The following is a 13,098-nucleotide window of genomic DNA, read 5'->3' on the forward strand; positions in this document are numbered from 1 at the left end:
CCTTTTTCAGAACAGAAAGAAAGGGTATACTACGAAGAGACTGTTTTATATACTGGGCAGGCGGTAAGCCGATTAAAGCCCGATCCCGGAATTGTACAACGATGAAAAAGTTGTATTATAATGGTTCATACTAAAGTCACGGAGGTGTCAGTCATATGGCAGAAGATACAAAACGCAGCATCCCGCTCCTCCCTTTAAGAGGTTTATTGGTATACCCGACGATGGTTTTACATTTAGATGTAGGCCGGGACAAGTCGGTTCAGGCTCTTGAACAGGCAATGATGCATGATCATATGATTTTTTTAGCCACTCAGCAGGATATTTCGATAGACGAACCGGGTGAAGACGACATTTTCACCGTCGGCACTTATACAAAAATCAAACAGATGCTGAAGCTGCCCAACGGTACGATCAGAGTGCTTGTAGAAGGTATTCAGCGGGCGCAAATCCTTGAATACACCGAACTCGAAGATTATACTTCGGTCGATATACAGCTGATGCATGAGGACGATTCGAAAGACGTAGAAGATGAGGCGCTTATGCGGACGCTGCTGGACCATTTTGACCAGTACATAAAAATTTCAAAAAAAATCTCCGCAGAAACGTATGCGGCTGTGACTGATATTGAAGAGCCCGGCAGAATGGCGGACATCGTCGCTTCTCATCTCCCGCTGAAGTTAAAGGACAAGCAGGACATTTTAGAGACGGCGGATATTAAAGAACGTCTGAATAAGGTCATCCGTTCGATTAATAATGAAAAAGAAGTGCTGGAGATTGAGAAAAAAATCGGTCAGCGCGTCAAACGTTCGATGGAGCGCACCCAAAAAGAATACTACTTGCGTGAACAGATGAAAGCCATTCAAAAGGAACTTGGCGACAAAGAAGGCAAAACCGGCGAAGTTCAGTCGCTCACGGAAAAGATAGAAGAAGCGGGCATGCCTGAGCGTGTCAAAGAAACGGCGCTTAAGGAATTAAGCCGTTACGAAAAAGTGCCGTCAAGCTCAGCGGAAAGCTCTGTTATCCGCAACTATATTGACTGGCTCATTGCCCTGCCGTGGTCGGACGAAACAGAAGATAAACTGGATATTAAAAAAGCCGGAGAAATCTTAGACAAAGAGCATCACGGTTTAGAGAAAGTGAAAGAACGGATACTGGAGTATCTGGCTGTGAAACAGCTGACGAAAACGCTGAAAGGGCCGATTCTTTGTCTGGCCGGACCGCCGGGAGTCGGAAAAACATCTCTTGCAAAATCAATCAGTACGAGCATGGGACGCCGTTTTGTGAGAATTTCACTGGGCGGAGTGCGCGATGAATCTGAAATCCGCGGCCACCGGCGTACATACGTCGGAGCGATGCCGGGCCGGATTATCCAAGGAATGAAAAAAGCCGGCAAACAAAATCCGGTCTTTCTCCTCGATGAGATTGATAAAATGTCATCTGACTTCAGAGGCGATCCGTCTTCGGCGATGCTTGAGGTGCTGGATCCGGAACAAAACAGCACATTCAGCGACCACTATATTGAAGAGACGTTCGATTTATCGAAAGTGCTTTTTATCGCGACTGCGAATAACCTTGGTTCCATACCGGGCCCTCTCAGAGACAGAATGGAGATTATCAGCCTGTCAGGCTATACTGAGAATGAAAAGCTGGAGATCGTAAAGGACCACCTGCTTCCGAAACAGATTAAAGAGCACGGGCTCACAAAGAGCAGCCTGCAGATTCGGGATCAGGCCATTACCGATATCATCCGCTACTATACGAGGGAAGCCGGCGTGAGAACGCTTGAACGCCAGATTGCCGCCATTTGCCGAAAGGCTGCAAAGGCCATTGTTTCTGAAGAGAGAAAACGCATTACCGTTACAGAGAAAAATCTGGCCGACTATCTCGGAAAACGGATGTTCAGATACGGACAGGCGGAAACCGAGGATCAAGTCGGAGTTGTCACGGGTCTGGCGTACACGACGGTCGGCGGAGATACGCTTTCAATCGAAGTGTCACTGTCACCGGGAAAAGGAAAGCTGATTCTGACCGGGAAGCTCGGAGATGTCATGCGGGAATCCGCACAGGCCGCTTTCAGTTATGTCCGCTCGAAAACGGAGCAGCTCGGAATCGACCCGAAATTCCATGAGAAGTATGACATTCATATCCATGTCCCTGAAGGAGCTGTGCCGAAAGACGGCCCTTCTGCGGGAATTACGATGGCTACTGCGCTCGTATCGGCATTAACGGACCGTGCGGTAAAACGCGAAGTCGGTATGACCGGGGAAATCACGCTGCGGGGCCGCGTGCTTCCGATCGGCGGACTGAAAGAAAAGGCGCTCGGCGCGCACAGAGCGGGCCTGACCACGATTATTGCGCCTAAAGATAACGAAAAAGATATAGAGGATATTCCTGAAAGCGTCAGAGAAGGGCTGAAATTTATATTTGTGTCTCATCTCGATGACGTTTTGGAACATGCCTTAGTAGGAGAGAAGAAATGAAAGTCACAAAGTCAGAAATCGTGATCAGTGCGGTCAAACCTGAGCAGTACCCTAATGGGGGGCTTCCGGAAATCGCGCTGGCGGGAAGATCAAATGTAGGAAAATCATCTTTTATCAATTCACTAATCAATCGGAAAAACCTGGCCAGAACGTCATCAAAACCGGGGAAAACACAGACCTTAAACTTTTACATCATCAATGATGAATTGCATTTTGTCGACGTTCCCGGGTACGGGTTTGCGAAAGTTTCTAAAAGCGAGCGGGAAGCATGGGGGAGAATGATTGAAACCTATATGACGACCCGTGAAGAGCTGAAAGCCTGCGTGCAGATTGTCGACCTCAGGCACGCGCCGTCTGCTGAAGACGTGAACATGTATGAATTCCTGAAGTATTACGGCATTCCCGTCATCGTCATTGCGACAAAAGCGGATAAAATTCCAAAAGGAAAATGGGACAAGCACTTAAAGGTTGTCAAGCAGACGCTTGATATGGACCCTGAGGATGAGCTGATTTTATTTTCCTCTGAAACAAAAAAAGGAAAAGATGAGGCATGGGGAGCCATTAAAAAAATGATCAGCCGGTAATGAAAAACCCAAAACGCATTGCGTTTTGGGTTTTATCGTATAGTTTTGTTCCGCTTGATAAACAATAATAAAAGGCTGATTCCGATGAAAACATACGGCCAGTATGTTTTGAAATGTTCGGTCGGAATGTGGACGGACTCCAGCCACGCCGTAATTTGTTTAAAGAAGTATAAAAAGAGGGAAAAACCAATCATGACAGCCGCTTCGTATACATATTCTTTTCTGGCAGCCGCAAATAAGGAGAACCCGAATACAAAGAGCAGCATTTCAAAATCTCCCGGCCACCATGAGAGTTCAGGTTTGGCGAAAAAATGCAAACCTATACCGAACAGAAGCATGCCGATTAGGACGTGAGATCCCGCCGCTTCCTTTTTGCCCTGATACAAGAGTACGCCGCCCAAAAGCATAAGGAGCACCGGCCATTCTCCCTGATTTGCAAACAGGTGAACCTGTCCGCTCTGAAGCCAAGCGAATAATGAAGCGGCAAGCAGAAGTCCCGGTAATAAAATTGATGTTTTTTTCATCCTGTCACCTACCCGCAGTAAAGGATTTTTAGTATGATGATTACAGAGGAAACGAAGCTTTTTATACTATAGCATAACATTTTTGAAATCTGTTCACATTTTCACGAAGAAACTATGTTATAATCATTATAAATAATGAATTCTATGTTAGAATGATTATAAATAAAATGCGATGTACGGGGGTGCATGAAAGGCTATGCATATTCTTGTTGTGGGAGTAGATTATAAATCCGCCCCTATTGAAATACGCGAAAAAATAAGTTTTCAGCCGGATGAGCTTGCAGAAGCGATGCTCCGTTTAAAAGAAGAAAAAAGCGTTCTTGAAAACATTATCGTGTCAACCTGCAACCGCACTGAAATATATGCGGTGGTCGACCAGCTTCATACCGGCCGTTATTATATAAAAACATTTTTATCCGAATGGTTTTCTCTGCCGAAAGAAGAGCTGTCTCCGTTTCTGAAATTTTATGAGAGCGACGCGGCGATCGAGCATTTATTCCGAGTGGTGTGCGGTTTGGATTCCATGGTCATCGGAGAAACCCAAATCCTCGGCCAGGTCCGCTCGAGCTTTAAAACGGCGCAGACAGAAAAGACAATCGGCACCATTTTCAATGAGCTGTTTAAACAGGCGGTGACCGTCGGTAAACGCACGCATGCTGAAACCGATATCGGCGCCAATGCCGTATCCGTCAGTTACGCGGCCGTTGAACTTGCGAAAAAAATCTTCGGCTCTCTGTCAAATAAGCACATTTTGATTCTCGGTGCGGGAAAAATGGGCGAGCTTGCCGCAGAAAACCTGCACGGCCAGGGCATAGGAAAAGTAACGGTCATCAACAGAACGTTTTTAAAGGCAAAAGAACTTGCTGACCGTTTTTCCGGAGAAGCGCGCAGCTTAAACCAGCTTGAACATGCACTTGCTGAAGCTGATATTTTAATCAGCTCGACAGGCGCAAGTGATTTTGTCGTGTCTAAAGATATGATGGAGAGAGCGGGCAGACAGCGGAAGGGCCGCCCGTTATTTATGGTGGATATCGCTGTTCCGAGAGACCTTGACCCTGCGCTGAACGATCTTGAAGGTGTTTTTCTGTACGATATCGACGACCTTGAAGGAATCGTTGAAGCCAACTTACAAGAACGCCGTGAAACCGCTGAAAAAGTCGAGCTGTTCATTGAAGCGGCAATTGTTGAGTTTAAGCAGTGGCTTAATACGCTCGGCGTTGTGCCGGTCATTTCGGCGCTTCGTGAAAAGGCGCTGTCTATCCAGTCCGATACGATGCAGAGCATTGAGCGCAAGCTGCCTCATCTGACGGTAAGAGAGAAAAAGCTTCTCAGCAAACATACGAAAAGCATCATTAACCAAATGCTGCGCGATCCGATTCTGAAAGCGAAAGAGCTTGCGGCTGAAGCGGATTCTGAGGAAAAGCTGAAGCTGTTTATGCAGATTTTCGATATTGAGGATGAAGCAGGCCGTCAGCTGGACAAAAGCCTGGATAACCGCCAGACGGTTCATTCGCTTCAAAAGGCAGAAACAAAAACGGGCTTGCGTCCGCTTGTAAGTGAGTGAGCACTGTATGATTGATACAGCAATGGCAAGGCTTAATGAAGCGACAATTGTAATTTACGCAATAAGTGTCCTTTTTTACTTTATAGATTTTCTTCAACACAACCGGAAGGCTGGGAAAATGGCCTTCTGGTTGCTTTCTATTGTCTGGACTCTGCAAACCGTCTATCTTTCTTATTTTATGTGGCAGACGGGCAGATTTCCGGTCTTAAATATTACAGAGGCCCTTTACTTTTATGCGTGGGTGCTTGTCACGCTCTCACTTGTTGTTACGCAGATCCTGCGGGTTGATTTTATCGTGTTTTTCACGAATGTCATCGGTTTCTCGATGATTGCGATCCATACATTTTCACCGACGGATCAGCATTCGGCCGCCTTTTCCGGCCAGCTGGTCTCAGAGCTTTTGGTCATTCATATTACAATGGCGATTCTCTCATACGGCGCATTTTCCCTTTCTTTTGTCTTTTCGCTTCTTTATCAGTTTCAATATTCTTTATTAAAGAAGAAAAAATGGGGAAAATGGCTGTTGAGAATTGAAGATTTGTCAAAACTTGATTATATGGCTTACGTTTTAAATGTCATCGGAGTCCCGATGCTGCTGTTAAGCCTGATATTAGGCGTGATCTGGGCGTATGTGTCGCTGGAAACGCTGTACTGGTTTGATTCAAAAGTGCTCGGCTCGTTTATTGTGCTGCTTTTATACAGCTACTATTTATATATCAGAATGATTAAGGAACTGCAGGGAAAAGTGGCGGCGTTATGGAATTCAGCATGTTTTCTCGTGCTGATGATTAATTACTTCCTGCTCGGAAGCCTGTCGCAATTCCATTGGTTCAGTTAACGTCACGCGCCCAAACAGATTCGGGAGGAAAGAAAATGAGAACGATTAAGGTAGGTTCCAGACGGAGCAAGCTGGCTATGACCCAGACAAAATGGGTGATTAACAAACTGAAGGAATTGAATCCTTCCTATAACTTTGAAATCCGGGAGATTGTCACAAAAGGCGACCGCATCCTCGATGTCACACTGTCAAAAGTGGGCGGCAAAGGTTTGTTTGTCAAAGAGATTGAACAGGCGCTGCTGCATCAGGAGATTGATATGGCGGTCCACAGCATGAAAGACATGCCCGCTGTTTTGCCTGAGGGTCTTGTCATCGGCTGCATACCGAAACGTGAGGATCCGCGTGATGCGCTGATTTCGAAGGGGCATCAAAAGCTGGACGACATAAAAGAAGGCGGCATTATCGGCACCAGCAGTTTAAGAAGAAGCGCCCAGATTCTTGCTGAGCGTCCTGATCTTACTATTAAGTGGATCAGAGGAAACATAGATACGAGACTTCAAAAGCTTGAGACGGAGGATTACGATGCGATTATTTTAGCTGCTGCGGGTCTTTCAAGAATGGGCTGGAAAGATGATGTCGTATCTGAATTCCTCGAACCGGACCGCTGTCTGCCTGCGGTCGGCCAAGGCGCTCTTGCCATTGAATGCAGAGAGTCGGATGAGGAGCTTTTGAAGCTGTTTGCGCAATTCACCGATGAGTATACGCAGCGCACGGTGGCAGCTGAACGGGCTTTCTTACACGCGATGGAAGGCGGCTGCCAGGTGCCGATTGCCGGGTATGCGTCCGTCAATGACAGGGATGAAGTTGAGCTGGTCGGTCTGGTTGCGTCTCCGGACGGAAAGACGATTTATAAAGAAACAGCGGCGGGACATGATCCGGAAGAAATCGGGAAACGCTGTGCGGCGATGATGTCTGAAAAAGGAGCCAAAGCCTTAATCGACAGCGTGAAACAGGAGCTCGATCAGAATGGCAAATGACCTTCCTTTACAAGGAAAGACCGTGCTTGTCACCCGGAACAAAAGACAGGCCGCTCCGTTTCGAAAAAAAGTGGAGGCGCTCGGCGGAACAGCTGTTTCCGCTTCGCTGATCGCTTTTCAGGAAGCGCTCCCGGATGAATGTGCGGACAGTCTCCGGGAAGACCTTTCTGAACCGGGATGGCTTGTGTTTACAAGCGTAAACGGCGTCCGGTTCTTTTTTTCCTACCTTGATCGGCATGGTCTTGCGCTTTCCGGACGGAAAAAAATCGCAGCTGTCGGTGAAAAGACTGCACGCGCCTTGAAAGAGCGGGGAGCCGGGACGGATGCGATGCCTGACGAGTATGTGGCCGAATGTCTGGCAGATACATTAAAACGGCACGCATCAGCTGCCGAACCCATTTCAGTGATAAAGGGCAATTTATCACGCGATGTCATAAAAGCGGAGCTTGAGCCGCTTGGCTATCAAATAAGGGAATGGGTGTTATACAATACTATTCAGGATGAAAAAGGCATGGACGAGCTGAGACAGGCTGCATCCCGCTCTCATTTTGATTTTATTACGTTTACCAGTTCATCGGCGGTGCATACGTTTATGCATGCGGTCGGAAACGGAGAAAAAGCGTGGGAAAACAGCGGCGCGAGCTATATCAGCATCGGCCCTTTGACAGAGAAAGCGCTATTGGAATACGGGATCTCATCCCATGTGCCTGACACTTATACGATTGAAGGCATGCTGGACGTCATGTGCAGCATGTCGGGAAAGGATAGATAACGATGAATCAAACATTTAACAGACACCGCCGTTTGCGCGCGAACGCTGCGATGAGAGATTTAGTAAGAGAAACACGTCTTCACCCTTCAGATTTTATTTACCCTCTATTTGTCGTTGAAGGGCTTGAAGGGAAAAAAGAAGTTTCTTCCATGCCGGGGGTTTACCATGTATCCCTTGATTTATTGAAGGATGAGATGGCTGAGCTGATATCACTCGGCATTAAATCGGTCATCGTTTTTGGCGTGCCTGAAGAAAAAGACGCCTGCGGAACCCAGGCTTTTCACGATCACGGCATTGTGCAAAAAGGGATTGCTGAAATTAAAAAGCATTATCCTGAAATGATCGTCATCGCTGATACATGTCTTTGTGAATACACGGACCACGGCCATTGCGGTGTCGTCAAAGACGGAGAAATCCTCAATGACGAGTCGCTTGAACTGCTGGCTCAGACAGCCGTCAGCCAGGCCAAAGCAGGCGCTGACATCATCGCTCCTTCAAATATGATGGACGGTTTCGTCACAGTAATCAGAGAAGCGCTTGACAAAGAAGGGTTCACAAATATTCCGATCATGTCTTATGCAGTGAAATATTCAAGTGAATTTTACGGTCCGTTCCGCGACGCGGCTGACAGCACGCCGCAGTTCGGCGACCGAAAAACTTATCAGATGGATCCGGCCAACCGCCTGGAAGCGCTTCGTGAGGCAGAATCAGACGCCGCAGAAGGCGCTGACTTTTTAATCGTCAAACCGTCTATGTCATACTTAGATATTATGCGTGATGTGAAAAACCGCCATCACCTGCCGCTGGTCGCTTATAATGTGAGCGGGGAGTATTCCATGGTGAAAGCTGCAGCCCAGAACGGCTGGATTAAAGAAAAAGAAATGGTGCTTGAAATTTTAACGAGCATGAAACGTGCAGGTGCTGATCTGATTATGACGTATCATGCAAAAGACGCAGCAAAATGGCTTGCTGAGTAACGATTTCATTTGACGGGAGCTGAGGCAGATGAGAAGCTATGAAAAATCAAAAGCCGCTTTTAAAGAAGCGCAGAAACTGATGCCGGGCGGAGTGAACAGTCCGGTGCGCGCGTTTAAATCAGTTGATATGGATCCGATTTTTATGCAGCGCGGCAAAGGATCGAAAATTTTTGATATTGACGGCAATGAATATATTGACTATGTGCTGAGCTGGGGACCGCTCATTTTAGGCCACACCAATGACCGCGTCGTTGAAAGCCTGAAAAAAGTAGCGGAAAACGGGACAAGTTTCGGGGCATCCACTGAAGTGGAAAACGAACTGGCCAAATTGGTCATTGACCGTGTGCCGTCTGTTGAAATCGTGCGGATGGTCAGCTCCGGCACAGAGGCGACAATGAGCGCCCTTCGTCTGGCAAGAGGATATACCGGCCGCAACAAAATTTTAAAATTCGAAGGCTGTTACCACGGCCACGGTGATTCCCTGCTGATCAAAGCGGGATCCGGAGTGGCGACACTCGGTCTTCCGGACAGCCCGGGCGTACCTGAAGGGATTGCGATGAATACGATTACCGTTCCGTACAACGACTTGGAAAGCGTTGCACTCGCATTCCGGGAGTACGGTGAAGATATCGCCGGAGTCATTGTTGAGCCGGTAGCCGGCAATATGGGCGTCGTTCCGCCGCAGGAAGGGTTTTTACAAGGGCTTCGTGACATTACGGAACAATATGGCGCGCTGCTCATTTTTGATGAGGTCATGACCGGTTTTCGCGTGGACTATAACTGTGCGCAAGGATATTTCGGCGTGACGCCTGATTTAACGTGTCTCGGCAAAGTCATCGGCGGCGGTCTTCCTGTCGGTGCGTATGGCGGCAAAGCCGAAATCATGGAAAGAATCGCTCCGAGCGGTCCGATCTACCAGGCGGGAACCTTGTCAGGAAATCCGCTTGCCATGACAGCGGGACTTGAGACGTTACAGCAGCTCACACCTGAATCTTATCAAGAATTTGTGAAAAAAGGCGATATGCTTGAAGAAGGCATTTCAAAAGCCGCTGAAGCACATGGGATTCCGCACACATTTAACCGTGCCGGTTCAATGATCGGATTCTTTTTCACAAACGAGCCTGTCATTAACTATGAAACAGCCAAATCATCTGATTTAAAGCTGTTCGCCAAATATTATAAAGGGATGGCTGACGCAGGCGTATTTCTGCCGCCGTCTCAATTTGAAGGATTGTTTCTCTCCACTGCGCATACAATGGAGGATATCGAAAAAACCATTCAAGCCGCTGAGAAAGTGTTCCAGGCGATCAGCCGCTGATACCGAAAAGCCGATGCAAGCAAGTCTTGTATCGGCTTTTTTCAATGCCTCCTTTATCATATTTATCCATATTGCGGCATACACCTTTAGTGACATCTAATTGTAAGGATTAGATGAAAGGAGGATATGAACTTGCCGCATAATCACCGGTTGCAATTTTCTGTTGAAGAATCAATCTGTTTCCAAAAAGGACAGGAAGTTTCTGAATTACTTTCGATTTCATTAGACCCTGATATCAGGGTGCAGGAAGTAAATGATTATGTCTCAATTAAAGGATCATTAGAACTTACTGGCGAGTACAACATAGATCACAGCAGTCAATTCGAAGAGCTTGGAAGAGAGCTGAGACATGTAGAGGAAGTGAGGGCGAGGGAGGATGGCACAGCTGAGCTCCTTCATTGCTTCCCGGTGGACATCACGATTCCGAAAAATAAAGTGAGCCACCTCAATGACGTTTTCGTTTTTATTGATGCCTTTGATTATCAGCTAACGGATTCAAGGATCTTAACCATTCAGGCTGATTTGGCAATTGAAGGGCTGCTTGAGGAATCCGAGCCAAAAGAGCCGGAGATCCCTCTGTATGTGGCGCCTGAATTTGCCAGAGAAGAAATGATCAATCTTGCTGACCATCGCTCTGAGGAAGACAACGAACCTGAATTAGTGATACGCCAGAGGCCTGAAGAACCTCTGCCTGAAGCTGAAGAACCCCTGGCTGTATCAGAAGAAGCGGCACAAGAAGCCGGGGAGAATGAGGAAGAGACTCCGCCTATACTCAGGCAGGAGGAAGAGGAAGAAGAAGAGGAGGCTGAGGAAACTGAAGAAACTGCCCCTGTTCTGAGGCTGGAAGAGGTGCCGGAACCTGTCTCATATACTGAGCCTCCCCCTCCCGCTGCCATCCTGGAGGAAGAAGAGCCGGAAGAGCCGGAAGAGGCTGAGGAACTTGAGGAGCCTGCAATCATGGCGGCTGAGAGGAATGAACCTGTATCTGAGGATGATTCAGCGGAAATGCTTGAAGAAACAGCAGGTGATGTTGAACCGGTTTCCCCTGCTTTTACTCTGACACCGCCTGCCGATAAAGCAGAGATTGAGGAACAGCCGGTCCTTCAAAAAGAAGAGCAGCCTGAGGCCGAACCGCTTCTCCGTCAGAGTGATCAAGAGGAGGCGGAAGAAGCCGAAGATGAGCCTGCGGTTTTTGAAGAAGAGCAGGCGCCGCCTTATCGCGAGTTCGTTCCGGAACCGCGGGAAGAGGAATTTTACAGCGCGCCTAAGTTTCTTGAGGAAGAAGCTCAGGCTGATGAAGGATTTGAAGTTGAGGTGAGGAAGATGGCGCAGCCGGAGGAGGAAACCGGGGAGCCTCTTGATTTGTCCTTTCAGTTTTCCAAACTGCCTCCTGAGGAACCGGCGGCACCTGAGCCGTCTGAGCCGCTTAAATCAGAAAGAGAGAATCAAGAAGCGGCATCGAAAACGGAGCAGAAGGAAAATGACAACTCTCATTATTTGACGAAATTATTTACAAGAGAAGAAGAAAAGTTTTCTAGAATGAAAATCTGCATCGTGCAGCAGCAAGATACAATCGACCGGGTGTGTGAACGATATGACATCACATCTCAGCAGCTCATCAGAACGAATGCTTTATCGTTTGATGACGAACTGGAAGAAGGTCAGCTTCTGTATATACCTGAATATAATAACAGCCATGCGTAAGCACAAAGAGGCCGTAAAAATGTGGTGAATGGAATGGAAGCAGTCCAATCAGTGCTTCAGGAATACGGGCTGGAGGCCGAGTATATTGAGCCTGTCAGCCCGCATGTATGGAAAGTCTACTCAAACCACGGCATTTTTGCTTTGAAACAGCTCAAGCCGGCCCGCAGCAGTGAATTTACGGACTATATGATTGAGATTGAGGAGAAAGGCTACCGTTCATTTGTGCCGATCTACCGCACGCATGCAGGCGATTTTTTTGCGGGAAGCCGGACGGAGGCGTCTTATTATTTAATGCCCTGGCTTCAGTACGATCAGGAAGAAGAACGGGATCAAAAACATGTTTACCTTTTTAAAGAGGTGGCGAAGCTCCATTCCGCGACCGTGCGGGACATTCAAATCCGGACTGAAGATATCAGCAGCTTTTATGAACTGACGAAAAGAGATTGGGAAAATGATAAGCTCGTCTATGAACAATTTGCCGACCGGGCGGAAAAAGAGTGGTACCTTTCTCCTTTTGAACTGCAGGCTGTTACGTATCTTACAGAAACGGTTTCAGCCGTTAATTTTGCTCTTGAACGTCTGGAAGAATGGTTTGACGCGGCAAAGGATCATGACAAAACGAGAGCGGTGATCAATCACGGCAGCTTATCGAGCCGCCATTTTCTATATAATGATGTGGGAACGGGCTTTTTTACAAATTTCGAGAAAGCCGGTCTCGGACCTCCGCAAAATGATCTGCTCGGCTTTTACTCCAGAATGTTCAGAAGCTATCCGAAAGCGTGTCCGGAGTGCCTTGAATGGTTTTATACGTATCACAAATCATTCCCCCTCCGTGAAGCGGAAATCAGCCTGTTTCTCAGCTATATGGCTTATCCGAGCGGTATGTACAAAGTGCTGAAACGGTATCAAACCGGCCAAAGGGGTTCTGAGAAAGAAGAGTGCACGCAGTTATTAAGAGCGTTTTGGCAGATGAAAAATGCTGAACCTTTTCTCATGAAGATGTATCAGATTGAGCAGGAGAAAAAAAGAAAGGCGGAAAACGAGTCCTCTTCATAGCGGGACTCGTTTTTTTATATCCATTCCAAATGCAGGGCGCACGCTAAAAACAGCAGGATGGCAAGCAGCAGGACGTCAAAAGTCGTCGGAAAGAAAATCGTCCTGATCCCCTGAAAGATCGTAATCGGTATAATGACTTGCGCTGATACAAGGCGGACCTGTCTGGCCCACGGGGGGAGCGAATAAGAATTGAATTTTTTTCTCACGGCAATTCCTCCTTACATTCGCCTTTCTTTGTATCGTATGTGAGGGAAAGGGCGGGGTGCATGCCCATTTATGTATGACGGCAGCGGTTTTTGGAAAA

Annotated in this window: 12 protein-coding genes; 10 read left to right on the forward strand and 2 right to left on the reverse strand. The window is 47.4% G+C overall.

Annotated elements, in window-relative coordinates; all coding sequences use genetic code 11:
* Positions 1 to 155 precede the first annotated feature (155 nt).
* A complete protein-coding gene (gene lon / locus ACQE26_RS10565; protein WP_500469295.1) occupies positions 156 to 2,480 on the forward strand; it encodes an endopeptidase La in 2,325 nt (774 codons plus the stop codon).
* Entirely contained in the window at positions 2,477 to 3,064 is a 588-nt protein-coding gene (gene yihA, locus ACQE26_RS10570) for a ribosome biogenesis GTP-binding protein YihA/YsxC (protein ID WP_007612895.1), read from the forward strand. Before lon ends, yihA begins: the two co-directional genes overlap by 4 nt.
* A gap of 32 nt (positions 3,065 to 3,096) precedes the next feature.
* Here yihA and ACQE26_RS10575 read toward each other — a convergent pair whose 3' ends face one another.
* Positions 3,097 to 3,588 carry a hypothetical protein gene (locus tag ACQE26_RS10575; protein ID WP_500469297.1) on the reverse strand — a complete coding sequence of 164 codons (492 nt, stop codon included), beginning with the start codon at positions 3,586 to 3,588 and terminating at the stop codon, positions 3,097 to 3,099.
* A 196-nt stretch (positions 3,589 to 3,784) separates the two neighbouring features.
* Here ACQE26_RS10575 and hemA point away from each other — a divergent pair, with 196 nt between their 5' ends.
* The 8 genes from hemA (at position 3,785) to ysxE (ending at position 12,794) form a co-directional block, all read left to right on the forward strand.
* On the forward strand, positions 3,785 to 5,152 hold the full coding sequence (gene hemA / locus ACQE26_RS10580; RefSeq protein WP_500469299.1) for a glutamyl-tRNA reductase: 1,368 nt from the start codon (positions 3,785 to 3,787) through the stop codon (positions 5,150 to 5,152).
* Between the two features lie 7 nt (positions 5,153 to 5,159).
* Positions 5,160 to 5,990 carry a cytochrome c biogenesis protein gene (locus ACQE26_RS10585; protein ID WP_060964634.1) on the forward strand — a complete coding sequence of 277 codons (831 nt, stop codon included), beginning with the start codon at positions 5,160 to 5,162 and terminating at the stop codon, positions 5,988 to 5,990.
* A gap of 35 nt (positions 5,991 to 6,025) precedes the next feature.
* Positions 6,026 to 6,967 carry a hydroxymethylbilane synthase gene (hemC, locus tag ACQE26_RS10590; RefSeq protein WP_500469301.1) on the forward strand — a complete coding sequence of 314 codons (942 nt, stop codon included), beginning with the start codon at positions 6,026 to 6,028 and terminating at the stop codon, positions 6,965 to 6,967.
* Positions 6,957 to 7,739, forward strand: coding sequence for a uroporphyrinogen-III synthase (locus tag ACQE26_RS10595; protein ID WP_438420331.1), 783 nt, complete (start codon positions 6,957 to 6,959; stop codon positions 7,737 to 7,739). Before hemC ends, ACQE26_RS10595 begins: the two co-directional genes overlap by 11 nt.
* Before the next feature lie 2 nt (positions 7,740 to 7,741).
* A complete protein-coding gene (hemB, locus tag ACQE26_RS10600) occupies positions 7,742 to 8,716 on the forward strand; it encodes a porphobilinogen synthase (protein WP_029575360.1) in 975 nt (324 codons plus the stop codon).
* A 28-nt stretch (positions 8,717 to 8,744) separates the two neighbouring features.
* Positions 8,745 to 10,034, forward strand: a complete 1,290-nt coding sequence (gene hemL, locus ACQE26_RS10605) for a glutamate-1-semialdehyde 2,1-aminomutase (protein WP_016938771.1) — start codon at positions 8,745 to 8,747, stop codon at positions 10,032 to 10,034.
* 132 nt (positions 10,035 to 10,166) lie between these two features.
* Complete coding sequence (locus tag ACQE26_RS10610) at positions 10,167 to 11,738, forward strand: LysM peptidoglycan-binding domain-containing protein (RefSeq protein ID WP_500469303.1); 1,572 nt, start codon at positions 10,167 to 10,169, stop codon at positions 11,736 to 11,738.
* Positions 11,739 to 11,771: 33 nt separating this feature from the next.
* Entirely contained in the window at positions 11,772 to 12,794 is a 1,023-nt protein-coding gene (gene ysxE, locus ACQE26_RS10615) for a spore coat protein YsxE (protein ID WP_060965129.1), read from the forward strand.
* A 14-nt stretch (positions 12,795 to 12,808) separates the two neighbouring features.
* Here the strand turns inward: ysxE and ACQE26_RS10620 are convergent, their stop codons facing one another.
* Positions 12,809 to 13,000 (reverse strand): YszA family small membrane protein, encoded by a 192-nt coding sequence (locus ACQE26_RS10620; RefSeq protein WP_045926471.1) that lies wholly within the window; start codon positions 12,998 to 13,000, stop codon positions 12,809 to 12,811.
* Positions 13,001 to 13,098: the final 98 nt, after the last annotated feature.

Source organism: Bacillus sp. 5RYD7K (assembly GCF_059831465.1).